At 63.8% G+C, this 24919-nt stretch carries 23 protein-coding genes; 5 read left to right on the top strand and 18 right to left on the bottom strand.

From position 1 onward, the window contains the following. Nucleotides 1–222: 222 nt before the first annotated feature. From E5X88_RS16330 to E5X88_RS16310, 5 genes are read left to right on the top strand one after another with little or no spacing between them, the layout of a single operon-like run. Nucleotides 223–1815 carry an ABC transporter substrate-binding protein gene (locus tag E5X88_RS16330; protein ID WP_292163015.1) on the top strand — a complete coding sequence of 531 codons (1593 nt, stop codon included), beginning with the start codon at nt 223–225 and terminating at the stop codon, nt 1813–1815. A gap of 58 nt (nt 1816–1873) precedes the next feature. Then, a complete protein-coding gene (locus tag E5X88_RS16325; RefSeq protein WP_029357038.1) occupies nt 1874–2881 on the top strand; it encodes an ABC transporter permease subunit in 1008 nt (335 codons plus the stop codon). Between the two features lies 1 nt (nt 2882). Continuing rightward, nucleotides 2883–3800: an ABC transporter permease subunit gene (locus tag E5X88_RS16320; RefSeq protein ID WP_292163014.1), complete on the top strand. Its 918-nt coding sequence runs from the start codon at nt 2883–2885 to the stop codon at nt 3798–3800. Nucleotides 3801–3805: 5 nt separating this feature from the next. Beyond that, nucleotides 3806–4681 carry an ABC transporter ATP-binding protein gene (locus tag E5X88_RS16315; RefSeq protein ID WP_095482975.1) on the top strand — a complete coding sequence of 292 codons (876 nt, stop codon included), beginning with the start codon at nt 3806–3808 and terminating at the stop codon, nt 4679–4681. Continuing rightward, the gene (locus E5X88_RS16310) at nt 4678–5508 is read left to right on the top strand and encodes a dipeptide ABC transporter ATP-binding protein (protein ID WP_292163012.1); all 831 of its coding nucleotides are present in this window, start codon (nt 4678–4680) and stop codon (nt 5506–5508) included. Before E5X88_RS16315 ends, E5X88_RS16310 begins: the two co-directional genes overlap by 4 nt. Before the next feature lie 18 nt (nt 5509–5526). Here E5X88_RS16310 and E5X88_RS16305 read toward each other — a convergent pair whose 3' ends face one another. The 18 genes from E5X88_RS16305 to E5X88_RS16220 all read right to left on the bottom strand — a co-directional run bounded on the left by E5X88_RS16305 (nt 5527) and on the right by E5X88_RS16220 (nt 24911). Then, complete coding sequence (locus E5X88_RS16305; protein WP_292163011.1) at nt 5527–6807, bottom strand: cysteine desulfurase-like protein; 1281 nt, start codon at nt 6805–6807, stop codon at nt 5527–5529. Between the two features lie 75 nt (nt 6808–6882). Then, nucleotides 6883–7557 carry an amino acid ABC transporter permease gene (locus E5X88_RS16300; RefSeq protein ID WP_292163009.1) on the bottom strand — a complete coding sequence of 225 codons (675 nt, stop codon included), beginning with the start codon at nt 7555–7557 and terminating at the stop codon, nt 6883–6885. A 198-nt stretch (nt 7558–7755) separates the two neighbouring features. Continuing rightward, nucleotides 7756–8553: an ABC transporter substrate-binding protein gene (locus tag E5X88_RS16295; protein WP_292163008.1), complete on the bottom strand. Its 798-nt coding sequence runs from the start codon at nt 8551–8553 to the stop codon at nt 7756–7758. Nucleotides 8554–8653: 100 nt separating this feature from the next. Next, nucleotides 8654–9793: an aminotransferase class V-fold PLP-dependent enzyme gene (locus E5X88_RS16290; protein ID WP_292163006.1), complete on the bottom strand. Its 1140-nt coding sequence runs from the start codon at nt 9791–9793 to the stop codon at nt 8654–8656. Nucleotides 9794–9961: 168 nt separating this feature from the next. Further along, on the bottom strand, nt 9962–10690 hold the full coding sequence (locus E5X88_RS16285) for a GntR family transcriptional regulator (protein ID WP_292163004.1): 729 nt from the start codon (nt 10688–10690) through the stop codon (nt 9962–9964). Between the two features lie 370 nt (nt 10691–11060). Continuing rightward, nucleotides 11061–11456: a RidA family protein gene (locus tag E5X88_RS16280; RefSeq protein ID WP_292163002.1), complete on the bottom strand. Its 396-nt coding sequence runs from the start codon at nt 11454–11456 to the stop codon at nt 11061–11063. Between the two features lie 76 nt (nt 11457–11532). Further along, nucleotides 11533–12681, bottom strand: a complete 1149-nt coding sequence (locus E5X88_RS16275) for an acyl-CoA dehydrogenase family protein (protein WP_292163000.1) — start codon at nt 12679–12681, stop codon at nt 11533–11535. A 210-nt stretch (nt 12682–12891) separates the two neighbouring features. Further along, nucleotides 12892–13704, bottom strand: coding sequence for an enoyl-CoA hydratase family protein (locus tag E5X88_RS16270; protein WP_292162999.1), 813 nt, complete (start codon nt 13702–13704; stop codon nt 12892–12894). Next, a complete protein-coding gene (locus E5X88_RS16265; protein WP_292162997.1) occupies nt 13701–14171 on the bottom strand; it encodes a MarR family transcriptional regulator in 471 nt (156 codons plus the stop codon). The genes E5X88_RS16270 and E5X88_RS16265 overlap by 4 nt, the downstream gene beginning before the upstream one ends. After that, a complete protein-coding gene (locus tag E5X88_RS16260) occupies nt 14165–14938 on the bottom strand; it encodes an SDR family NAD(P)-dependent oxidoreductase (protein ID WP_292162995.1) in 774 nt (257 codons plus the stop codon). Before E5X88_RS16260 ends, E5X88_RS16265 begins: the two co-directional genes overlap by 7 nt. Then, a complete protein-coding gene (locus E5X88_RS16255; protein ID WP_292162992.1) occupies nt 14935–17229 on the bottom strand; it encodes a bifunctional salicylyl-CoA 5-hydroxylase/oxidoreductase in 2295 nt (764 codons plus the stop codon). The genes E5X88_RS16260 and E5X88_RS16255 overlap by 4 nt, the downstream gene beginning before the upstream one ends. Before the next feature lie 144 nt (nt 17230–17373). Further along, nucleotides 17374–17973, bottom strand: a complete 600-nt coding sequence (locus E5X88_RS16250; RefSeq protein ID WP_292162990.1) for a VOC family protein — start codon at nt 17971–17973, stop codon at nt 17374–17376. Between the two features lie 105 nt (nt 17974–18078). After that, complete coding sequence (locus tag E5X88_RS16245) at nt 18079–18909, bottom strand: ATP-binding cassette domain-containing protein (RefSeq protein ID WP_292162988.1); 831 nt, start codon at nt 18907–18909, stop codon at nt 18079–18081. Beyond that, nucleotides 18902–19792, bottom strand: a complete 891-nt coding sequence (locus tag E5X88_RS16240; RefSeq protein WP_292162987.1) for an ABC transporter ATP-binding protein — start codon at nt 19790–19792, stop codon at nt 18902–18904. Before E5X88_RS16240 ends, E5X88_RS16245 begins: the two co-directional genes overlap by 8 nt. After that, complete coding sequence (locus E5X88_RS16235; RefSeq protein ID WP_292162985.1) at nt 19789–20637, bottom strand: ABC transporter permease; 849 nt, start codon at nt 20635–20637, stop codon at nt 19789–19791. The genes E5X88_RS16240 and E5X88_RS16235 overlap by 4 nt, the downstream gene beginning before the upstream one ends. After that, nucleotides 20630–21637 (bottom strand): ABC transporter permease, encoded by a 1008-nt coding sequence (locus E5X88_RS16230; protein WP_292162983.1) that lies wholly within the window; start codon nt 21635–21637, stop codon nt 20630–20632. The genes E5X88_RS16235 and E5X88_RS16230 overlap by 8 nt, the downstream gene beginning before the upstream one ends. A gap of 70 nt (nt 21638–21707) precedes the next feature. Beyond that, entirely contained in the window at nt 21708–23234 is a 1527-nt protein-coding gene (locus E5X88_RS16225) for an ABC transporter substrate-binding protein (RefSeq protein ID WP_292162981.1), read from the bottom strand. A gap of 102 nt (nt 23235–23336) precedes the next feature. Continuing rightward, a complete protein-coding gene (locus E5X88_RS16220) occupies nt 23337–24911 on the bottom strand; it encodes an NAD(P)/FAD-dependent oxidoreductase (protein ID WP_292162980.1) in 1575 nt (524 codons plus the stop codon). Nucleotides 24912–24919 lie beyond the last annotated feature (8 nt).

Raw genomic sequence — 24919 nt, 5'->3', positions numbered from 1 at the left:
CACTATCGGTCGCGTTGAAGATCAATAAAAAAATGCAGTCGTTAATAATACCGTGACCGGCAAGAATTGACAATTCCTTCTATTTTCTCGCATGTGTGCAGAATTAAATTCTGCTTCCCATGGGGTAGGCAAGCGGGGTGTTCCAAAGCCGGAAAAACGGTGCTTATATGCGCGCTTCGCGAGCCTGATAGAGGGGCTTGGAAGAACATCAGGGAGTCCTCCATGAAAAAGAAACTGACTTTTGCGGCCGCGTTGCTGGCCGCAAGCGTCCTCGGCGGCATGGCCAATGCGAAGCAATTGGTCTACTGCTCGGAGGCGTCGCCGGCTGGCTTCGACCCGTCGCCGTGGAGCGGTGGCAACGACTTCGACGCGTCGTCGCGCACCATCTATTCGCGCCTGGTCGAGTTCGAACACGGCAAGACCACCATCACGCCCGGCCTCGCCGAGAGCTGGACGGTTTCCGACGACGGTCTCGAATACACGTTCAAGCTTCGGCCGGGCGTGAAGTTCCAGACCACCGACTACTTCACGCCAACGCGCGATCTCAACGCCGACGACGTGATCTTTTCCTTCGAACGCCAGTGGAAGAAGGAAAGCCCGTGGTACAGCTATCTGGAAGGCACCGGCTGGGAATATTTCACCGGTATGGGCTTCCCCGATCTCCTCAAGGAAATAGTCAAGGTCGACGACCTGACGGTGAAGTTCGTGCTGAACAAGCCTGAAGTCGCTTTCCTGCCGGATCTCGGCATGGACTTTGCTTCGATCGTCTCCAAGGAATATGCCGACCAGCTCGACAAGGCTGGCACCAGGCAGCAGTTCACCCAGAAGCCGATCGGCACCGGTCCGTTCCAGTTCGTCGACTATCAGGTCGATGCGGTCGTGCGCTATGCGGCATGGGACGGCTACTTTGGCGGCCGCCAGAAGATCGACGATCTGATCTTCGCCATCACGACCGATCCGGCCGTGCGCGCGCAAAAGCTGAAGGCGGGCGAGTGCGATATCATGTCGTACCCGGCGCCGGCCGACATCGCCGGCCTGCAGGCCGACCCGAACCTCAAGGTCGACGAGCAGGAAGGACTGAACATCGGCTATATGGCCTACAACACGACGCAGCCGCCCTTCGACAAGGTCGAGGTCCGCAAGGCTCTCAACATGGCCGTCAACAAGCAGGCCATTCTCGATGCGGTCTATCAGGGCGCCGGCCAGGCGGCCATCAACCCGATCCCGCCGACGATGTGGTCCTATAACAAGGACATCAAGGACGATCCGTATGATCCGGACGCGGCCAAAAAGATGCTGGCCGACGCCGGTGTCACGGATCTGTCGATGAAGATCTGGGCAATGCCCGTCAGCCGTCCGTACAATCCGAACGCCCAAAGAGTCGCGGAACTGATCCAGGCCGACTACGCCAAGATCGGCGTGAAGGCCGAGATCGTCAGCTACGAATGGACCGAGTATCGCGAACGCGGCAAGGCCAAGGAGCGCGACGGCGCCTTCCAGCTCGGCTGGACCGGTGACAATGGCGATCCGGACAACTTCCTGTTCTTGCTCGGCTGTGATGCCATCGGCCAGTCCAACTATGCGATCTGGTGCAACCAGGAGTTCGAAGGCCTGTTGCAGAAGGGCAAGGCGACCACGGACGTCGCCGAGCGCACCAAGATCTACGAGGAAGCCCAGGTCGTGTTCAAGCGCGAGGCCCCGTGGCTGACCATCGCCCATTCCAAGGTCTTCATGCCGATGAACAAGAAGGTTTCGGGCTTCGTCATGGATCCGCTCGGCATTCATCGGTTTGACGGCGTCGACGTCACCGAATAACTCCTGAGAAATTGGACGGCGGTGCTGGACTTCCGGCGCCGCCGTTCTATGAAGTACGATGCTCCGCTATCTCCTCCACAAGCTCGCCTTGATCATACCGACCGTGTTCGGCATATCGCTGGCGGCGTTCGCTTTCGTTCGGCTTCTGCCGGGCGACCCGATCCTGGCCCTGGCCGGCGAGCGCGGCGTCAGCCCCGAACGCTACGCGGAGCTTATCGAGCGGTTTGGCTACAACCGGCCTTATGTCATCCAATATCTGGAATATATCGGCAGGGTCCTGACCGGCGACTTCGGCATATCCCTCGCCACCAAGCGGCCTGTGCTCGGTGAATTCCAGGCGCTGTTTCCGGCGACGCTGGAACTGGCGACGATCGCGCTGATCATTGCCGTGCTCATCGGCATTCCCGCCGGCATCTTCGCTGCGGTCAAGCGCGGATCATGGTTCGACCAGGCGACGATGGGCGTGGCGCTGACCGGCTATTCGATGCCGATCTTCTGGTGGGGGCTGCTGCTCATCATCTTCTTCTCCGGCTATCTCGGCTGGACGCCGGTTTCCGGCCGCATAGGCCTGCAGTATTTCTTCAAGCCGACGACGGGGTTCATGCTGATCGACAGCCTGATCTCCGGCAAAAGCGGCGCTTTCAGGTCCGCCGCCAGTCATCTGGTCCTGCCGGCAATCGTGCTGGCGACGATTCCGCTCGCCGTTATAGCGCGGCAGACGCGATCGGCGATGCTGGAGGTGCTGGGCGAGGACTATGTCCGCACCGCGCGCGCCAAGGGCCTTGCGCCGCGCCGCGTCATCGGCCTCCACGCCTTCCGCAACGCGCTGATTCCCGTCGTCACCACCATCGGCCTGCAGGTCGGCACGCTGATGGCAGGCGCCATCCTGACGGAAACGATCTTCTCCTGGCCCGGTATCGGCAAGTGGATGATCGACGCGATCGCCAAGCGCGACTACGTCGTCGTCCAGAGCGGCCTGCTGATCATCGCCCTGATCGTCATGGCGGTGAACCTGATCGTCGACGTGCTCTACGCCGTCATCAACCCACGTATCCGGGTGCAGTGAGATGACTGACCAAACCACGGCAGAAGCCACCGCCGCATCCATTCCGACCGGCGGCCGGCAACGCGCCTTTGCCGAATTCTGGCATTACTACTCGATGAACACCGGCGCCGTCATCGGCCTGGTCGTGTTCACGGCTCTGGTGCTGGTGGCGATCTTCGCGCCGCTGGTCGCGCCGCATTCGCCTGACGAACAGTTTCGCGATGCGCTGCTGGCGCCCCCGGCCTGGCAGGAGGGCGGCAAATCGATGTTCCTGCTCGGTACCGACGCGGTTGGCCGAGACATGCTTTCGCGGCTGATTTTCGGGGCGCGGTTCTCGCTGTTCATCGGCCTGGTCGTCGTCGTTTTTTCGCTGACCAGCGGCATCGTCCTCGGCGTGCTCGCCGGCTATTTCCGCGGCTGGGTCGATACGCTGATCATGCGCATCATGGACATCATCCTGGCCTTCCCGTCGCTGCTGCTCGCGCTGGTTCTGGTGGCGATCCTCGGCCCCGGTCTGTTCAACGCCATGCTGGCGATTGCGCTGGTACTGCAACCGCATTTCGCGCGGCTCACCCGTGCGGCGGTGATGGCCGAAAAGAACCGCGAATATGTGATCTCCGCCAAGGTCGCCGGTGCCAGTCACCTCAGGCTGATGGTGAAGACGATCTTGCCGAACTGCATGGCGCCGTTGATCGTGCAGGCGACACTGTCCTTCTCCAACGCCATTCTCGAGGCTGCGGCTCTCGGCTTTCTCGGCGTCGGCGCGCAGCCGCCGACGCCGGAATGGGGTACGATGCTGGCCACGGCGCGCGAATTCATCCTGCGCGCGCCATGGGTGGTGACCTTTCCCGGCCTTGCCATTCTGATCACGGTGCTGGCCATCAACCTGATCGGCGACGGCCTGCGCGACGCCTTCGATCCCAAGCTGAAGAGGTCGTGAGCACCATGCCTCTTCTCGAGATCAAGAACCTCACCGTGTCCTTCGATACCGCCGCCGGACCGTTCATGGCCGTGCAAGGCATCGACCTGTCGATCGAGCCGCGCGAGGTGCTGGCCATCGTCGGCGAATCCGGCTCCGGCAAATCGGTGGCGATGCTGGCGGTGATGGGGCTTTTGCCGAATACGGCGACAGTGAAGGCCGACCGCATGGCCTTCGACGGCATCGACCTGCTCGAGCTCAGCCCGTCCGAGCGTCGCAAGATCGTCGGCAAGGACATCTCGATGATCTTCCAGGAGCCGATTGCCAGTCTCAATCCATGCTTCACCGCCGGCTTCCAGATCGAGGAGGTGCTGCGCTTCCATATGGGCATGGACCGCGCCCAGCGTCGGGCTCGCGCCATCGAACTGATGAAGCTGGTCGGTATCGCCGATCCGGAAGAGCGGCTGAATTCGTTCCCGCACCAGATGTCGGGCGGCCAGTGCCAGCGCGTCATGATCGCCATCGCCATCGCCTGCAATCCGAAGCTGTTGATCGCCGACGAGCCGACCACCGCGCTCGATGTCACCATTCAGAAGCAGATCCTTGACCTTTTGGTCGGCCTGCAGGCCAAATACGGCATGGGCTTGATCATGATCACCCACAATATGGGCGTGGTGGCCGAGACCGCCGACCGCGTGATCGTCCAGTACAAGGGCCGCAAGATGGAAGAGGCCGACGTTCTGTCGCTGTTCGAGCAGCCGAAGAGCAACTACACGCGCGCGCTGCTGTCGGCGCTGCCGGAAAACGCCGTCGGCGACCGGCTGCCGACCATTTCCGACATGCTGTTCGAACCGGCCCCCTCTGCCGCGGGAACCGGGTCTGCAACGGGAGCCGCGTCATGAGCGTGACGGTTCTCGAGGGCAAAAACATCGTGCGCGACTATCATGTCGGCGGTGGCCTGTTTCGCCCCTCCCGCACGGTGCACGCGGTCAAGGGTGTCTCGTTCAGCGTCGACAAGGGCAAGACGCTGGCCATCGTCGGCGAAAGCGGTTGCGGCAAGTCAACGCTCGCCCGCATCATCACCCTGATCGATCCGGCGACATCGGGCGAGCTCTTCATTGACGGCAACAAGGTCGACATCGCCAAGGACGGCTTGACGAAGGAGATGCGCCGCAAGGTGCAGATCGTCTTCCAGAACCCTTACGGTTCGCTCAATCCGCGCCAGAAGATCGGCGACGTGCTGGGCGAGCCGCTGCTCATCAACACCGACAAGCCGGCCGACGAGCGGCGCGATCTCGCCATGAAGATGCTGAAGAAGGTCGGCCTCGGACCGGAACACTACAACCGCTACCCGCATATGTTCTCGGGCGGCCAGCGCCAGCGCATCGCCATTGCCCGCGCGCTGATGCTCAATCCGAGCCTCTTGGTGCTCGACGAGCCGGTCTCGGCGCTAGACCTGTCGGTGCAGGCGCAGGTGCTCAACCTGCTCGCCGACCTGCAGGACGAGTTCGAGCTGACCTATGTCTTCATCAGCCACGACCTGTCTGTGGTGCGCTACATCGCCGACGACGTGATGGTCATGTATTACGGCGAGGCCGTCGAATATGGCTCGCGCGACGAGGTCTTCGCCGATCCCAAGCACAACTACACCAAGACATTGTTCGCCGCGACGCCGCGCGCCGACGTCGCCAGCATCAAGGCGAGGCTGGCGAAGAAGAAGGCCGCCTGATCCTGCAATCGCGGCCGATCAGGACAGCCGGGCGATGATGGCGCGCAGCGCCTCGCCGAAGCGCCGGACTTCCTCGATCGTGTTGTAATGGACCAGCGAGGCACGGATGGCGCCGCTGTCCATGCTGAGGTTCAGGCGCTTCATCAGTCGCGGCGCGTACATATGGCCGTCGCGGATGCCAATCTGCATTTCGGCCATCGCCTCGACGATCATCTGCGGCGACAGCGTACCGATGTTGAAGCAGAAGGTCGGCACGCGCTCGTTGAGGCGGGCTTCGTCGGCGACGCCATAGATCGTCGCGCCGCAATCCTTGAGCACGGCAAGCATTTCGCGCGCCAGCACCAGCTCATAGTTGCGGATGGCATTCATGCCGGCGACGATATTGTCGCGCCGCGACCGATTGTTCTCAGCCAGGAAGTTGCGGCCGATCGACTCGAGATAGCGCACCGCGGCATCCATGCCGGAGACGTTCTCATAGATGAAGGTGCCGGCCTCGACCTTGTAGGGCGGCTCGTCGGGAATGAAGTCCTCGCGGAAGGTCGGCAGGCGCTTCAGCGTCTCGAAACGGCCCCACAGGAAGCCCATATGCGGCGAGAAATTCTTGTAGCCTGAGCAAACCAGATAGTCGCAGTCCCAGGCCTGCACGTCGATCAGCCCGTGCGGCCCGTAATGCACGCAGTCGAGGAACACTTCGGCACCGGCCGCATGCGCAATGTCGGCCACCGCAGCGACATCGACGATCGAGCCGATCGAATGCGCCGTCACCGTGCATGCGACGAGCCGGGTGCGGTCGCCGACCAGCGGACGAAGGTCGTCGACATGGAGGTTGCCGTCGTCGCGCATCCGCCACCATTTGAACTTGGCGCCCGCGGACGTCAGCGCCAGCCATGTCGCGATGTTGGCGTCGTGGTCCATGTCGGTGATGATGATTTCGTCGCGATCTCCGAGCATCTGGCCGATGCCGAGACTGACGAGGCGGATGAACGAGGTGGCGTTCATGCCGAAGCAGATTTCCGCAGGGCTATAGGCGTTGATCAGCAGTGCCACGCTTTCGCGCGCATCGGCAATCGCTTGATCGACGGCGACGCTGCGGCCGTAGCGGCCGCCGCGCTGCACATTGTGCGCGACAAGATGGTTGGTCACCGCGTCGAGCACGCTTTGCGGGATCTGCGCGCCGGCGGCATTGTCCATGAAGATGAAGTCGCCGGCCTGCTGCAGGGCTGGAAACATGGCGCGGATCGTGTCGACCGGGAAGGCTGCGGAGACGTCGCTGGCATTGTGGGTCTGATGCTTGTTCAAGGTGGTCTCCTGCAAGTGCCTGACAGAGATGAAATTGGCAGATACGAAAATTGACAGATGGGGAAGCTGGCGAGGTCAGCGGGTCTTTTCGGTTTTGAAGCGGCGTTCCAGCAGGCTGACGAGGCGAACCATCGGCCAGAGAAAGATGAGATAGACCAGCGCCGCTCCAATCAATGGCGAGGGGTTGGCGTAGAGCGACTGCGCGTTGGTCGCTTCCTTCAACAGTTCGGGCAGCGCCACGGTTGAGGCGAGCGAGGTATCCTTGAACATCGAGACGCAGTTGCTTGTCATCGGCGGAATGACCACGCGGATCGCCTGCGGCAGCACCACCTTGCGCAAGGTCAGTAAAAACGGCAGGCCGAGTGCCTGCGCCGCCTCGAACTGGCCGCGCGGAATGCTTTCTATGCCGGAGCGGAACACTTCGGCCGAATAAGCCGCCATGATGATGGCGAATGCCGTTACCGCGGAAGTCCAGGACGACAGGCGTATGCCGAGGAACGGCAGCGCGTAGTAGATCAGGATCAGCACGACCAGCACCGGCATCGCCCGGAAAATATCGATATAGCTGACCGCCAGCAGCCGCAGCGGCTTTGGCGCATAGAGCCGCACCAGGCTGATCGCCAGGCCGACGGGGATGCCGATGCCGATGCTCAACAGCCCGAGCAGCAGCGTGTTCAGGAAGCCGCGCAGCAGCGCCGGCAGGCTGGAGATCATGACATCGGCGTTAAAGAAGGTCTCGAGCAGCGACATGGGGAGCATTCCCGAAAGATTTGGCGTCCCGCGACGCTAAGGCATGGCTCCTGGACCCGAAATCGGCCTTCGGAGCGGATCATGCGTGAAAAGTCGAAGGGCTACGGCGGTCCGTTGCGCGTCCAAGAGACACGCGGCGCTGACCCATGAAATTGTGCCGGCGGGGAAAGCCGGCACAATCTAGTCATGAGTTGCCGCTCAGGCCTTCGGCATCGGCATTTCCTTGACGGTCGAAGAATCGGCGGGCGCGTCGCTGCCGAACCACTTCTTGTGGATCGAGGCCAGCGTGCCGTCCTTCTTCATCGCGGTCAGCGCGTCGTTCAGCTTGCCGAGCAGCGGGTGGTCCTTGGCCATCATCAGGCCGTACTGCTCGCCGGTCTTGATACGTTCTTTTACGGTGAGATCCTTCATCTTGGTGAAAGAGTATTCCAGGCCCGGAACGTCGCTGACCGCTGCGTCGACGCGACCGGCGCTGAGATCGAGCAGCAGGTTCTGCTGCGTGTCGTAGCCCTTCACCTCGCTGAAGCCGCTGGCCTCCTGGTGCTGCTTGGTCCAGGCCTCGCCGGTCGAGCCGGACAGCACGCCGATGATCTTGCCCTTGAGGTCGGCCTCGGCCTTGATCGGGCTGTCGGCCTTGGCGGCAATGCCCATGTCGGAATCGTAATAAGGCTGCGTGAACGCCTGCGACTTCAGCCGCTCCGGCGTGATCGTGATCGACGAGATGGCAACGTCGATCCGCTTCGACGTGGTGGCGGCGAACAGGGCCTGAAATCCGAGGTCGGCGATTTCCGTGGTCATGCCGATACGCTTTGCCGCTTCGTTGACGATATCGACTTCGAAGCCCTCGAAGGTGCCACTTTCGTTCTTGTATTCGAAGGGCGGGTTGGTCGGATAGGCGCCGACATTCAGCACGTCCGCGGCATAGGCGGTGGCCGGTCCGGCGGTGATGCCGATGGCGGCAGCGAGAAGAAGCAGATTACGGCGAGTGAAGCTCATTTTCGTTCCCTCTGGTTCGGCCACTCCCTGTGGCGCTTTTCACTTCCACCCCTTTCAGCGCCGTATTTTCCGGACACTGCAGGCGAGGCGGCGCCTGAAGTCAGGACGCGCGGCGTTGCCGCGCGCCAATCAACTGTTGCAGACGCTGCAGCAGTGCATCCACCGCGTCGTCCGTGGTGACCATTCCGGGCGACAGCCTGAGCGTCGCGCCGCGCGCATCGCAATAGAGTCGCTCATCGCGCAGCGTCGACACTGTCTTCACCGGGTCCACGCCTTGCGGCAAGGTCAGCATGACGCTGCCGCCGCGCTCGTCTGGATCGAGCGGCGAGCGAACCGCCCAGCCATTGTCCAGCGCGCAGCCGATGATGCGCTCCGCATGCGCCGTGTTTTGGGCGCGGATGGTATCTACGCTTGTCTCGGCGACCCATTCGAGGCCAGGCAGCGATGCGACGCTGGCCAGGATGGCCGGCGTGCCATGGTCGAAACGACGCGCATCCTCAGCATAGGCGAAACTGTCGAGATCCCACGAAAATGGGTTTGGCTGGCTGAACCAGCCGCGAAGTTCCGGCCGGCAGGCGGACAGCAGATCGGGCTCCACTTGCAGGACGCCGGCGCCTGAAGTGCCGCACAGCCATTTCAGCGAGGTCGAGACGACGAAATCGACCGGCGTCTTCGCGACCGAGAACGGCGTCACGCCGACTCCCTGGGTGATGTCGACGCCGACGATGCTGCCCATCTTCCGGCCATGCGCGGCAAGCCACGCCACGTCGCAACGGTGCGAGGCCGTCGAGGTGACGAAGGTCAAAAGGGCGAGCCCGACATCGTCCTGCCAGCGGGCGATGAAGTCCTCGTCACGCACCCAGCTTTCGCCCGGCCGCAGCGGCACGGTGTCGAGCACGAAGTCGAAGCGCGCGGCCAGACCCGCGAGCAGGAAATGCAGGCTCGGAAAACAGTCGGCCGCGACCAGCAGGCGCTTTCCCGCCAGCCGCTCAGAGGGCAGGGCGCCGATCAGGCTGTAAAGGGCTGATGTAACGTTCTCGGCGGTGGTCAGCGTGCCTTGTGGCGCATCGATCAGCGAGCCCCAGGCATCGATGAAGCGCTGCCGCGCGGCAAGGGCCGCCGGCCACTGGCCGTCATCTTCCGCCGACCAGATGCGCGAGAATTCCGACAGGGCAGCAGCCATGCGCTCCGCCTTGCCGGGAAACGTGCCGATTGAATGGTAGAGAAAATAGCCAGACACTGCGCACTTGCTCCCTGTGATCATGTGATCACAAAACGGAATGCGGATCAATCGCTGCCCGCGAAGAAATGCGATTCAATCGGGAAAATCGGGTGATTGTTTCCGACGCCAAGCGGTCGCGGATCGGCACTTTCCGGCGTCGATTTGGCGTTCGACCGCAGCGGCGCTTCAGGAGGCCTTGCCGAACCCGGCGAATTCGACCGGCCTGGGTTCCGGCACGTCGGGGCAGATGGCGCGCAGCGTCTCCTGCGTCGTCCTGATGTCTGCAACCACCTCTTCGCGGGCGCGGGCAAAATCGCGATCCTTCAGTGCCGCGATGATCGCCGTGTGTCGCCCGGACGGTTCCATCGCGCCGGCGCGCATCAACGGCGCGACATGGTTGGACAACAGCCGCATATAGGGCCCGAAGCGCAGCCACAGTGTCTCGATCAACTGAAACAGCACGTCGGAGCCGGAGGCGCGATAGATGGTGAAATGGAATTGCTGGTTCTTGGCGATCAGCTCGTAGATGCTGCCATTGCGCCCGATCGCCTGCTGGTCGGCGGTGATCTGCTGCAACGTGGCTATGTCGGTAACCGTCAGGCGCGGCGCTCCGAGTTCGGCCGCCAGCCCTTCGACGGCGACGCGCGCCCGGCAGAGGTCGTCGAGCCGCGCGCGGGTGACGACCGGCACGCAGGCCGAACCGTTCTGCGAGATCTCCAGGGCGTTCTCGGCGGCGAGCCGGCGCAAGGCCTCGCGCACCGGCATGTTCGAGGTCCCGAAGGCTTCGGCAAGCGAGGCAATGGTCAGCACCTGGGCCGGATCGAAGCTGCCGACCATCAGGGCATGCCGAAGCTGCTGGTAGACACCATCCTGGACGGTCACACGTCCCGATACAGGTTCAAATCCCAGAGCCACGCTTTCACTTTTCTCCGACAGAAGCTATGTGCAACTTGCACGCTGTGATCGCCCAGCCGAAGCAGGCGTGATCATCTGATCACAAAATGCACGGGGAGCCAAGTCACTCGGTCGACAACGCCGAGGCAATGACGCCTGATCGAGGTCAGATGTCATTCGTTTCGAATGTTGGTGCTGCCCCCTCATTGCCCCGCCGGGCATTTCTCCCCGTGAACGGGGGAGAAAGAAACCGGCCGCAGCCTCGGCACCTGATTCTGCAGCGTTGGCGATCGGCGAAATCGTTGATGAGAGCGCCCTCGCCCCGTTTACGGGGAGAGGATGCCGGCAGGCAGGTGAGGGGCGGCGCCAATCTCTAAAGTTCAAGCTCGCCTCAGTCCGGGATCACCGCTGTCGCCTGGATCTCCACCTTGGCGCGATCCTCGACCAGCGCCACCACCTGCATCGCGGCCATGGCCGGAAAATGCCGGCCGATGACCTCTCGATAGGCCTCGCCGATCCCTCTGAGGTTAGCCAGATACTCGGTCTTGTCGGTAAAGTACCAGGTCATCGAGGTGATGTGCTGCGGCTTGCCGCCGGCCTCGGCGAGCACGGCGACGATGTTGGCAAGCGTCTGGCGCACCTGGCCGACAAAATCGTCGGTTTCGAACCGGCCTTGCCCGGTCCAGCCGACCTGGCCGCCGATGAAGATCAGCTGCCCGCGTGCAGCGACGCCGTTGGCGTAACCGACAGGTTTCGCCCAGCCTTCCGGCTGCAGGATGGTGTGCATATCAAGCCTCCCGATATTCAAATCCGGTTCGCAATATTCAAAGTTAGAAACCGGCCCAAACTGCAATTTCTCGGCCTCAGGCCGCTCCCATCACTTGCCGTGCGATGACCACTTTCTGCACGTCGGACGCGCCCTCGTAGATGCGCAGCGCACGGATCTCGCGATACAGGCTTTCGACGATGTGACCCTTGCGAACGCCGTCGCCGCCATGCAGCTGCACGGCCTTGTCGATCACCTCCTGCGCCTTGTCGGTGGCGAACAGCTTGGCCATCGCCGCTTCGCGGGTGACGCGAGCCGCACCCCTGTCCTTGGTCCAGGCGGCGCGATAAACCAGCAAAGCGGCGGCATCGACGTCCAGCGCCATGTCGGCGATATGGCCCTGCACCATCTGCAACTCGGCCATCGGCGCACCGAACAGTTTGCGCTCCGCCACTCTTTTGATGCTCTCGTCCAGCGCTCTACGGGCAAAGCCGAGCGCCGCCGCGCCGACGGTCGAACGGAACACGTCAAGCACCGACATGGCGATGCGGAAACCGTCGCCCGGCTTGCCGATCAATGCCGAGGCCGAAACACGGACATTGTCGAAGGACAGGCGGGCGAGCGGATGTGGCGCGATCACTTCAAGCCGCTCGGCGATGTCCAGCCCCTTGGTCTCGGCCGGCACGATGAAGGCCGAAAGCCCCTTGGCGCCAGGCGCCTCGCCGGTGCGGGCGAAGACGACGTAGAGATCGGCGATGCCGCCATTGGAGATCCAGGTCTTTTCGCCCGACAGCACATAGTCGTCGCCGTCACGCGTGGCCGTCATCTCCATGTTGGCGACATCGGATCCGGAGCGCGGCTCCGACAGCGCGAAGGCTGAAATCGCCTTGCCGGCGCGTGTCTTCGCCAGCCAGCGCTGCTGGTCGGGCGTGCCGAACAGGCTGAGCGCACCGGTGCCGAGCCCTTGCATGGCGAAGGCGAAATCGGCCAGCCCGTCATGCCGGGCCAGCGTCTCGCGCGTCAGGCACAGCGTGCGCACGTCGAGCGGTCCGGGGTGTTCCGTGTCGAGCGCCGTTGGTTTCAGCCAGCCGTCCTGGCCGAGCCTCGCCACCAGCTCGCGGCAGGCGGCGTCGACGTCGTGGTGACCGACTGGCAGGTTTTTCGCGCACCATGCGTCCAGCTCTTCGGCGAGCGCACGGTGTCGGTCCTCGAAGAACGGCCAGGAGAGGAAGGAACGGTCAGGCATGAAAAACTCCTTCCGCGCCCCGTTCCTGCGCACCCCCCTCTGGCCTGCCGGCCATCTCCCCCGCAAGGGGGGAGATGGGCTGTCTCTGCGGCTTTCGCCAATTATCGGCGTAGCAGAAGGGGCGCCGTGAGTGACGCTGACAATCTTCCCCCTTGCGGGGGAGATGCCCGGCAGGGCAGAGGGGGGTGCCTGGGGAAAGACCGACCATCCTCAATTCCCCTCGAACACCGGCTTTTCCTTGGCGACGAAAGCCTCGTACGCCCGTTCGAAATCGCGGGTCTGCATGCAGATCGCCTGCGCCTGGGCTTCCGCCTCGATCGCCTGGTCGAGGCCCATCGACCATTCCTGGTTCAGCTGCGTCTTGGTGATGCCGTGCGCGAAGGTGGGACCGGAAACGATACGCGCAGCCATGTCGAGCGCGTCGGCTTCAAGTGCCGCGGCATCGACCAGCCGGTTGTAAAACCCCCAGCGCTCGCCTTCCTCAGCACTCATCGTGCGGCCGGTGTAAAGCAACTCGGCGGCGCGGCCTTGGCCGATGATGCGCGGCAGGATCGCGCAGGCGCCCATGTCGCAGCCGGCGAGGCCGACGCGGGTGAACAGGAAAGCCGTCTTGGCCTCCGGCGTGGCGATGCGGATGTCGGATGCCATGGCAATGATGGCGCCGGCGCCCACTGCCACGCCGTCGATCGCCGCAATGATCGGCTTGCCGCAGTTCAGCATCGCCTTGACGAAATCGCCGGTCATGCGGGTGAAGGCGAGAAGCGCCTTCATGTCCATCTTGACCAGCGGGCCGATGATGTCGTGGACATCGCCGCCCGAGCAGAAATTACCGCCATTGGGCAGGAACACCACCGCATCGACATCGTCGGCATAGACGAGGTCGCGAAACATGTCGCGCAGCTCGGCATAGCTGTCGAAGGTCAGCGGGTTCTTGCGCTCCGGCCGATCGAGCCGGATTTTTGCGATCCGGCCTTCGACCTGCCAGAGGAAATGCTTCGGCTTGCGGCCGGCCATGTCAATCATTCCCGTCCCTCCCAGTTGCTGCGGAAGGAATTCAGCATGCCGGTCAGCCGGCGTGCCTCGTCCTCGCTCACATTGCCCAGCAGTTCGCCGATCCAGCTCTCATGCGCGGCGGCAATGACGGCGAAGGTCTTCGACCCTTCCTCCGTCAGCCGCACCATCGAGGTGCGGCGGTCGCCATTGCGCCGGGCGCGGGCGACCAACCCTTCCGAAACCAGCCGGTCGACAATCCCAGTCACATTGCCGTTGGACACCAGCAGGAACCGCGACAGGTCGCTCATCAGCATGCCTTCCGGCGCGCGATAGAGTGCGGCCATCACGTCGAAGCGCGGCAGCGTCGTATTGAACTCCTGCCGCAGGCGCTCGCGCAATTCGGCCTCGATGCTGCGTGAGGCGCGCAACAGCCGCACCCACAGGCGCAGCCGATCCTTGCCGGGTCCGGATGGCGTAGGCAGGGGGCCGGCTACCATGTCTCGCCTCCCGAGATCGAGATCGTCTGCCCGGTGATCGATCGGGCCGCATCGCCGCACAGCCACATGACGGCCGCTGCAACCTCTTCGGGCTGGATGAAGCGGCCTTGCGGGTTGGTCGAGGCAAGGCTCGTCCTTGCGTCCTCGGCCGAGCGGCCGGTCTTTTCGACGATGCGCTGGACGGAGCTTTCCAGCATCTCGGTTTCGACGAAGCCCGGGCAGACGGCGTTGACCGTCACCCCGGATTTGGCCGTCTCGACCGCCAGCGCCCGCATCAGCCCGACGACGCCATGCTTGGCGGCAACATAGGCTGCGACATAAGGATAGCCCTTCAGGCCTGCCGTAGAAGCGACGAAGATGATACGGCCCGCCTTTCTGGCGGTCATGCCGACCAGCGCCGGTTTTGCTGTCAGGAAAGCGCCGGTCAGATTGACGTCGAGCGTGCGCTGCCAGTCCGCGAGCGACGTCCGCTGTGCCGGGGCGCTGCCGGACATGCCGGCATTGGCGACGACGATGTCGATCGGCCCACGCGCTGCTTCTGCTTCCGCGTAGAGCGACGCCATTGCCGCCTCATCGGTGACGTCGGCGGCGATGCCGAAAATGCGGTCGCTTTCTCTGGCTGTCTCGGCAAGCGCTGCCTCGCGCCGGCCGCAGATGGTCACGTCGATGCCGGCGCCGGCGAGCGCCAGCGCGATCGCGCGGCCGACACCGGAGCCGCCGCCGGTGACCAGCGCGTGCCGTCCCGTCATCGTCGCGGCGGCATTCATACTTTCAGCCCCGCTGCCGCCTCGCGCTCGGCCAGCCGGTAGATCTGGTCGCGGCCCGGCAGATAGGGATCGGGCCATTTGACGCCGCGGTCGCCCAATGTGACAGCCGCATGCAGCGTCCAGTAGGGATCGGCAAGGTGCGGTCTTGCCATGGCAACGAGGTCGGCGCGGCCGGCCATCAGGATCGAATTGACGTGGTCCGGCTCGTAGATGTTGCCGACCGCCATCGTCGCCATGCCGACCTCGTTGCGGATGCGGTCGGAAAACGGCGTCTGGAACATGCGGCCATACACCGGCCGTGCCTCGGCCGAAGTCTGGCCGGCCGACACGTCGCAGATATCGACGCCAGCCTCATGCAGCAACCGTGCGATCTCGACCGCATCGGCTGGCGTCACGCCTTCGATGCCGACCCAGTCATTGGCGGAAATGCGCATTGAAACAGGTTTTTCATCCGGCCAGGCGGCGCGCACCGCATGGAAGATTTCCAAGGGATAGCGCATGCGGTTTTCGAGCGAGCCGCCATAGGCGTCCGTGCGCCGGTTGGTCAGCGGCGTGATGAAGGAGGACAGGAGATAGCCGTGCGCGGCGTGGATTTCGAGCATGTCGAAACCGCAGCGCGCCGCCATTTCGGCCGAGGCGACGAATTGGTCGCGCACCAGATCCATGTCGGCGCGGTCCATTGCCTTCGGCATCTGGTTCTGTGACGACCATGCCACTGCCGACGCCGCCATGACAGGCCAGTTGCCTGATGTCAGCGGCACGTCGTTTCCCTGCCAGCCGAGCCGGGTCGAACCCTTGGCGCCCGAATGGCCGATCTGTGCGCAGATCTTCGCCTCGGTCTCGCTATGGACGAAATCGACCAGTCGCTTCCAGGCCACTTCGTGCTCGGGCGCATAGAAGCCGGTGCAGCCCGGCGTGATGCGGCCTTCCGGGCTAACGCAGGTCATCTCGATGTAGAGCAGGCCGGCGCCGCCCTTGGCCCGTTCGGCGTAATGGGCGAAATGCCAGTCGGTCGGACAGCCGTCGACGGCCTTGTACTGCGCCATCGGCGAGACGACGATGCGGTTCTGCAGCGCCATGTTGCGCAGCCGGAACGGCGCGAACATCGGCGCGCGATGCAGGCTGTTGTTGCCGGCGCCGGCCTGGCGCTGGAACCATTCTTCGGCGCCAGCCAGCCATTCGGCGTCGCGCAGCCGCAGATTCTCGTGACTGATGCGCTGCGAGCGGGTCAGCAGCGAATAGTTGAACTGCACCGGGTCGAGGCCGAGATAGCGCTCCACCTCCTCGAACCATTCGAGCGAATTGCGCGCCGCCGATTGCAGCTTCAGCACTTCGGTGCGCCGCGCATCCTCATATTTGCGAAACGCGGCCTCGAGGTCGGGTTCGGACTCGACATAGTCGGCCAGCGCCACCGCGCTTTCCAGCGCCAGCTTGGTACCGGAACCGATCGAGAAATGCGCGCTCGCCGCCGCGTCGCCCATCAGCGCCAGATTCTTGTAGGACCAGCGTTCGCACAGCACGCGCGGGAAATTGATCCAGGCCGAACCTCTGATGTGGTTGGCGTTGGTCATCAGCGCGTGGCCGCCGAGATGCCTGGCAAAAATCCGTTCACAGACGGCGATCGATTCCGGCTGCGTCATCCTGCCGAAGCCAAAGCGTTCCCAGGTCTGCTCGCTGCATTCGACGATGAAGGTCGCGGTATCCTTGTCGAACTGGTAGGCATGCGCCCACACCCAGCCATGCTCGGTCTTCTCGAAGATGAAGGTGAAGGCGTCGTCGAATTTTTGGCTTGTGCCGAGCCAGACGAACTTGCATTTGCGGGTGTCGACATCGGGCTTGAACACGTCGACGAAAGTGCCGCGTGCCTTCGAGTTCAGACCGTCGGCGGCGACCACCAGATCGTGGCTCTCCATATAGGGTTTGGGATCGTCGATATCGGTCTCGAAGACCAGGTTGACGCCAAGCTCACGCGCCCGCCGCTGCAAAAGGATGAGCAGCCGCTTGCGGCCGATGCCGCAAAAGCCGTGGCCGGTCGAGACCGTGCGCACGCCGTCATGGATGACGGCGATGTCGTCCCAATAGGCGAAATGCTTCCTGATCCAGACCGCGCTGACCGGGTCGTTCCTGGTCAGGTTGTCGAGCGTTTCGGCCGACAGCACGACGCCCCAGCCGAATGTGTCGTCGGCGCGGTTGCGCTCGAACACCGTCACCTCGTGCGCGGCGTCCCTGAGCTTCATCGAAATGGCAAAGTAGAGGCCGGCTGGTCCGCCGCCGAGAACCGCAACCTTCATGCGTGCGATCTCCTCTTCGCTTTCTGCGCCCAGTATCGCGCCTGCAGCAAATTATTTCAAGCTTGAAGTTTCATAATTGAAGCGATTCATTCCGGATGCCTTTCGCGTGCCTGCGACCATGCCCGCAAGCACGCGCCTGCCGGATCATTTTTCCGGGGTCTTCGGGCTCCACAGCACCGTCTCCGCGTCCTTTTCATAGGCCATGCCGTCGGGGTAGCTGATCGCCTCCAGCTGCAGGCCCCACGGCGCCTGGAAATAAAGGATGGTCTGGCCGGCAGCCGGCCCTTCGGTGACCGGCAGCGGTCCCATCCGCGTCTTGACGCCCTTTTCATCGAGATAGGCCTTTGCGGCGGCGATATCGTCGACATAGAAAGCGATGTGGAAGCCGCCGATGTCGCTGTTGCGGGCCTGCAAATCCTTCTGGTCGGGCGCAGTGTACTTGAACAGCTCGATATTCGACCCATGGCCGCAGCGGACCAGCGTGATTTCTTCGATCACCGCCTTGGGATCGACGCCCAGCAGATCCTGCATGAACGTGCCCTTGTCGTCGGCGAACGGGCCAAAGGACATCGCCTTCTTGCAGCCCACGATCTCGGTGAAGAAGTCGACGGCCTGCTTCATGTCAGGCACCGTGACCCCGGTGTGATCGTGCCCGCGCATGCCGGGGATGGAGCCGGCGGAGGCTGTTTCCATGGACGCCAGAACGGCGGCCGCAAGCGTTGCGTTTCGGAGTGCAGTGTTCATCTCAGTCATCCTCTCGCGGGACATGGGTGACTTGCCGGGGTGCACGCCCGAGCCCGCTCTTCGGCGTGCGAATGAGATTGACGGGAATGATCGCTGCGGCCGCTTTCATGTCGGCGCCTTGGCCGCGGGCAGCAGCCAGTCGGCATCGATCTCAGGCAGCGGAATGGCGGCGAGGAGATCGCGCGTGTAGGCCTGTTGCGGGTTGTCGAACAAGGCGTCGGTGGCGCTGGCTTCGACGATCGCCCCTTCGCGCATGACGATCACCTGCCGGCAGAGCCGCCGGATCACCGACAGGTCGTGGCTGATGAAAGCGATGGTCAGGCCCATTTCGGCGGCCAGTCTTTCCAGCAGCGTCAGGATCTGCGCCTGGGTCGAGACGTCGAGGCCGGAGACGATCTCGTCGGCCAGCACGAATTTCGGCGCCAGCGCCAGCGCCCGGGCAATGCCGACGCGCTGGCGTTGGCCGCCCGAGAGTTCGTGGCGGTAGCGGCTGGCGAAGCTTTGCGGCAGGCCGACGCGCTGCAAAGCCTCGGCGACACGCGCCTTCAGATTGTCGCCAAGCCCGTTTTGCCTGAGGGGGGCGGCGATGATGCTGAAAATGGTGCGGCGCGGATTGAGCGACGACATTGGATCCTGGAAGATCATCTGCAGATTGCGGCGCAGCGGCCTGAGCTTCGCCTCCGGCAGATGCGTGATGTCGCGGCCGTCGAAAACGATGCTGCCGGCGCTGGGTTCCAGCAGCCGCACCAAGGCGCGGCCGAGCGTCGATTTGCCCGATCCGGATTCGCCGACGATGCCGGTCACCGAGCCCCTGGGCAGGTCGAAGTCCAGTCCCTTCAGGATATCGGCCATCGGCGCACGGCCGATCAGCGGCTTGCGCGTCATGTCTGGCAGCGCCACCTTCAGGCCGCGCACGGAAAACAGCGGCTCAGCCATGCGGCCGCCTCCAGGCCTGGTCAGCAGCGGCGATCTCCGCGGCCAGTCCGGCCAGCACCGCCTCGTCCACCGGTTTCAGCGAGGCGAACGGATCGGTGTAGCGCGGTGTCGCCGCCATCAACGCTCGTGTGTAAGGGTGCTGCGGCGCGGCAAAGAGATCAGCCGTCTCGGCTTCCTCCACCACCTTGCCGGCATAGAGGACCGACACTTTCTGGCTGATCTTGGCGACGACGCCGAGATCGTGGGTGACGAACAGGATCGCCGTGCCGTGCTCGCGCTGCAACTGCGCGATCAGGCGCAGGATCTGCTTCTGCACGGTCACGTCGAGCGCCGTAGTCGGCTCGTCGGCGACGATCAGCCTTGGCTCGGCGGCGAAAGCGGCAGCGATCAGCACGCGCTGGCGCATGCCGCCCGAGAGCTCGTGCGGATAGCTTTTGGTGACACGGTCCGGATCGCGGATCTGCACCTCGTCCAGCAATTGGCGGATACGGGTCTCGGCTCTCTGCCCGCTCCAGCCGAGGATGCGCACCAGCCGGTCGGTCATCTGTGGGCCAATGCGGCGCGACGGGTTGAGCGCGGTCAGCGGATCCTGCGGGATCAGCGCGGTGCGGGCGCCGATCAGCGTTCGCCTTGCCTTTGGCTGAAGCCGGCCGAGATCCTCGCCCTCGAGCAGCATGTCGCCTTCGACGATGCGCACGCTGGTCGGCAGCACGCCGAGCACCGCCTTGCCGATCATCGTCTTGCCGGCGCCGCTCTCGCCAACCAGCGCGCGGACCTCGCCGGGTTGGACGGAAAGCGACACCGAGCGCAGCACGCGCTGGCCATTCGGCAGCACGGCGCTCAAGGAGCGGATGTCGAGGCAAGGTTTCACAACCGCACTCATCGCAGCACCGGATCGAAACGTGCCTTCAGAGCCTCGCCGAACTGGCTGAACGACAGCACCGTCAGGATCAGGGTGACCAGCGGGAACACCAGCACCCACCACGCCTGATGGATCGACAGGCGACCCTCGGCGATGATGCCGCCCCAGGTCGGATCGTCGGTCGAGATCGACAGATTGACGAAGGACAGGATCGCCTCGACGATGACGGCGATGCCCATCTCCAGCGACAGCAGCGCGACGATCGACGGCACCACATTGGGCAGCACCTCGCGCAGCATGATGCCGATGCGGCCATAGCCGGCGATCCGGGCGTTCTCGACATAGTCCATGCGCGCCTGGCCCATGGTCTCGGCGCGGATCACCCGGCAGAAGCGTGTCCAGTCGATGACCGCGATGGCGATGATGACGGAGCTCAGGCCGGTGCCGAGCACGGCGACCAGCAGGATGGCGAACAGCACCGGCGGGAACGCCATCCAGACGTCGACGATGCGCGAGATGATGCGGTCGGCCCAGCCGCCGAAATAACCGGCGATCAGCCCGAGCGTCGAGCCGACCAGGCAAGCGGCCAAGGCCGCCGCGAAGGCGACGATGAAGGCGATGCGGGCGCCGAAGACAAGCCGCGACAACAGATCGCGGCCGAGGCTGTCGGTGCCGAGCCAGAAGCCCGGCTCTGAACCGCTCATCCAGAACGGCGGCAGGCGTTCGAACATCAGATCCTGCGCCAGCGGATCCTGCGGCGCCACCAGCGGCGCGAAGATCGCGGCAAGAAGCGCGAGCAGCAGCCAGCCGCCGGCCAGCCACAGCCTTGCGCCCGAACCATGTCTTGAGATGCGGGCCTCATCCATGGCGCAGCCTCGGATTGAGCAGCGCGTACATCATATCGACAGCGAGGTTGATCAGCACGAACAGCAGCGCGAAGACCAGCACGATGCCCTGGATCAGCGGCAGGTCGCGGTTGATGACGGCATCGATCGCCATATTGCCGAGACCTTCATAGGAAAACAGCCGCTCGACGATCACCGTGCCGCCGATCAGGAAGGTGAACTGCACGCCGACCAAAGTGAGCGTCGGCAGCGCGGCATTCTTCAGTGCCTCGCGCAGGATGACCTGCGTTTCCGAAAAGCCCTTCACCCGCGCCAGCACGACATAGTCGAGGTCGAGCACTTCCTTCAGCGACTGTTTCAGCAACTGCGAGATGATCGCGGCCAGCGGCAGCGCGAGCGCAATCGCCGGCATCAGCATGTGCCCGAGCAGGTCCTTGGTCAGGTCGAAGCGCAGCCGCGCCAGGCTCTCGAACAGATAGAACTGGGTGACGAAGGGCAGGTCGAGCTGCGGCGAGACCCGGCCGGAAATGTCGAACACCGGCACCAGCACGCCGAACAAAAGGATCAACACCAGCCCCCACAAAAAATCCGGAATGGAAAGGGCCGCACCGCTGGCGATATCGATGCCGGCCTCGACCGCGGTGCCGCGTTCGCGCGCGCCGAGGATCGCCGTCGTGCCGCCGATCGCCAGCGCCATCAAAAGCGCGACGATGGCAAGTTCCAGCGTCGCCGGCAGCCGGTTGAAGACCAGCCCCAGCACATCTTGCCTGAGCGAAATCGAGGTGCCGAAATCGCCTCTGACGACGCCGGACAGCCAGATGAAGAACTGCTCGACGATGGTCTTGTCGAGCCCATAGAGCGCACGCAGCCGGGCGATGTCGGCATCGGTGGCGCCGGGCGGCAGCATCATCGCGATCGGGTCGCCAGGCGCGACGCGGATCACGACAAAGACGACGACGGCCACGCCGAACAGCGTGATCGCCATCGTCAGAAGACGGATCAGGAATCTTTGCAGCAGCATGGTCGCCCGTACGCCTGGCGGAAAATGCGCACCGTCATTGCGGACGGCGCGCGGCAATCCCTGGCCGATATCAGGCCGGAGTCATCAGCGCCGGCAAAAGCGCGCCGGACACATGCTGCACGACATTGACGCCCTTGGCATGCACGATCGGCTGCGCATACTGGATCAGCGGCAGCACATAGGCCTGCTCGGCGATGTATTTGTCGACAGCCTTCCAGCCGGCGATGCGCTTGGCCTCGTCCGCCTCGCCCCATAGCGGGTTGATCATGTCGATCAGATCCTGGCTGTCCCACACCGAATGCGGGCTTGGGCCATAGGTGGCGAAGCCGGTCGAGGTGGTCGGGTCGCCGATGGAGTTGCCCCAATTGTAGAAGGCGGCCGGCGCCAGTTTGTCGGCTGCGCGCAGTTCGTAGTGCTTGGCGATCTCGTAGACCTCGATCGTCGCTTCGATGCCGACCTTGCGCCACATGCCGACGATCGCCTGGACCATCTCGTAATCCTTGGGCTTGAAGCCCTTGGTCGTCTGTATCGTGAACTTGACCGGCTTTTCCGGCGAATAGCCGGAGGCGGCGAGCAATTCCTTGGCCTTTTCCGGATTGTGCTCGACCTTTATCGACGCATCGTAGGCGGCGTATTCCGGCGTCTCCAGCGTATCGATCGGCTGGCCGTAGCCGCGCAGCAGCCGATCGACCAGCAGCTTCTTGTCGACCGCCATCACCGCTGCCTGGCGGACGTTCTTGTCCAGCATCACGTCGATGTCGTTGAAGAAGATCATGCCGATGTCGGAAACGTTCTTGCACGAGCCGGCAAGCCCGTCCTTGGCGATCAGGCGATCATATTCCTCATAGGGGATTTCAAGCGTCACTTGCGAGGAACCCGACTCGATTTCGGCGACGCGGCTCGCCGCGTCGGTGACGAACTTGATCGTCACATTCTCGAAAGCCGGCTTGCCGCCCCAGTAGGTCGGGTTGGCCTTCAGCCGCAGGAAGGCGTTGCGCTCGAACTTGTCGACCATGTAGGGGCCGGTGCCGATTGGAGCCTTTTCGAAACCCTCGGCGCCGACCTTCTCGTAATAGGCCTTCGGCATGATGTAGCCGGTCAGGAACGACATCCATTTGAACAGCGTTGGCTCGAAGGCGATGACGTCGCCGGTGATCTTGTTGCCGTCGATCTTGAAGTTGCCGACCTTCGACCAAACGAACTGAATCGGGTTGCCGGTCTCGGCCTTGCCGGCGCGCTCCAGCGACCACACCACGTCCTCGGCGGTGAATGGCGAGCCGTCATGCCAGGTGACGCCGTCGCGCACCGTCATCATGATCTTGGTGCGGTCGTCGTTCCAGCCCCATTCGGTCAGCAGGCCCGGCGCAAGGGACAGGTCCGGCTTCTGCGGGATGAACTGGTCGAACACCGACTGGTAGAGGCCCTGGATGGTCGGGTTGACCGCCGAGGGTCCGGTGGTCGGGTCCCAGGACGGCAGGTTGACGTTGTAGGCGATGGTCAGTTCGCCGGCTGCCTTGGCTATCTGCGGCAGGCCGATGACGGTGGCGCCAAGCGCTGCTGCGCCATATCCGAGCAATTCTCGTCTGTTGATTGTCATGGTCGTTCCCCTGTTGGTTTTGTCTGCGCGGCGTCGTTGTCGTTCTGTGGGTTCAGGCTCCCTGGGCAACCGCGCCTTGCCCATTCGCAAGTGTCTTGAAACCTACCTCCCGCCAAGCTGTTGCGCGAGCATATAGCCCGAGGCAGCACCAGTGCCGGCGCCCGGCCATGTTGCAGCCCCTGTGAGATGCAAATTCGTGACCGGCGTGTTCCAGCCGGCAAAGCCGCGCGCCGGACGGAAGAGAAAGTTCTGCGCCAGATGATGGCTGCCGCAGATCTGGTCGCCGCCGACGAGGTTGGGGTTCTCGCGTTCGAGGTCGAGCGGCGAGAACACGGCGCGGCCGAGAATCTTCCGGCGAAGACCGGGCGCGTAGCGCTCGATGATATCGAGAACGCGCTCGGCGTAACGCTCCTTGACCTGATCCCAGTGAGCCGGCGCGATTGTGCCCGCCGCATCGCCAAGGATCTCGGCGGGCAGCATGCGCACCTGCACCCACAGAACGTGCTTGCCGACCGGCGCGCGCGACGGATCGACCGCGGTCGGCTGGCCGACGACCAGGACCGGCTCGTCCGGCAGCAGACCCGACATTGCCTGCTGATAGGTCCGCGACATGGCGTCGAGCGACGGCGACAGATGGACATAGGCGAATTGCCTGAGATCGGCGCCGGCGCTCCAGCCCGGCAGATCGTCCAGCGCCAGATGGATCATCATCGTGCCCGGCGCATGACGGTATTTCTTCATCGCACTGTCGAAGCCGGCGTCGCCTGAACCATCAGGCAGCAGTCTGCCGGGCAACGCTCCGGGCGCGACGCCGGCGATGACCGCCTTGGTGGCGGTATGGGTCTCGCCGGAAGCGAGCCGCACGCCGGTCGCCTTGCCGGCGCCAACGGTGATCTCAGCCACCTCGGCCCCGGTGGTGATCTTGCCGCCGGCAGCGGTGACCATGCCTGACAAGGCGCGGATAATGGTGTCGGCGCCGCCCTTGCCGAGCACCATGCCGAAGCACTGGTTGGCCATCGACTCAAGGTAGGGGAACACCGCGCCGCCGGCGATGTCGGGGGCGAAGTCGAGATGCATGCCCCAGGTCGCGAGCGTCGCCCTGACATGCGGCGACTCGAAAGTCTCCTCGAGCCACGCGCGGGGTGAGGACAGCAGCAGGCGACCGGTGCCGAGCGCGCCGGCGGAGCCCTTCTTGCGCCACAGGTTCCAGGCGGTGCCGGCAAGCGCCCGGCCGCTCATCGGCGAGCCCAGCAGCCGGAACAGATGCTCGGCTTCCGCCGGGAAAGCCGCGACCAGCCGGCGCCATGTGGCGGCGTCGGCCGCGGAAAAACCTGCCATCCGGGCAGCGGTCTTTTCGAGGTCATTGCTGACGCCGAACCAGCTTCCGTCCGGAAAGACGCTGGCGAAGCAATCGGCGACCGGCGCGAACTCCAGCCCGTGGGCTTTCAATTCATTTGCATATTTCTTGTGAAAGGCCGAGCCGGCGAACAGGCTCAGATTCATCGCGCCGAAATCGTGCCGGAAGCCGGGCAGCGTGAATTCGCTTGTCTGGACGGCACCGCCGATCGCTCCGCTGCACTCGAAAATCCCGGTTTTCCAGCCCTTGAGCGCCAGATGCGCGGCGCATGCCAGACTGTTGTGGCCGGCCCCCACGAATATGGCGTCAAACTCGCTCACGCCCCACC

Origin of the sequence: Mesorhizobium sp., from assembly GCF_004962245.1 — a bacterium.
Classification (GTDB): Bacteria; Pseudomonadota; Alphaproteobacteria; order Rhizobiales; family Rhizobiaceae; genus Mesorhizobium.
The sequence above is the reverse complement of the archived record's forward strand: the minus strand, read 5'-3'. Positions and strand labels throughout refer to the sequence as shown.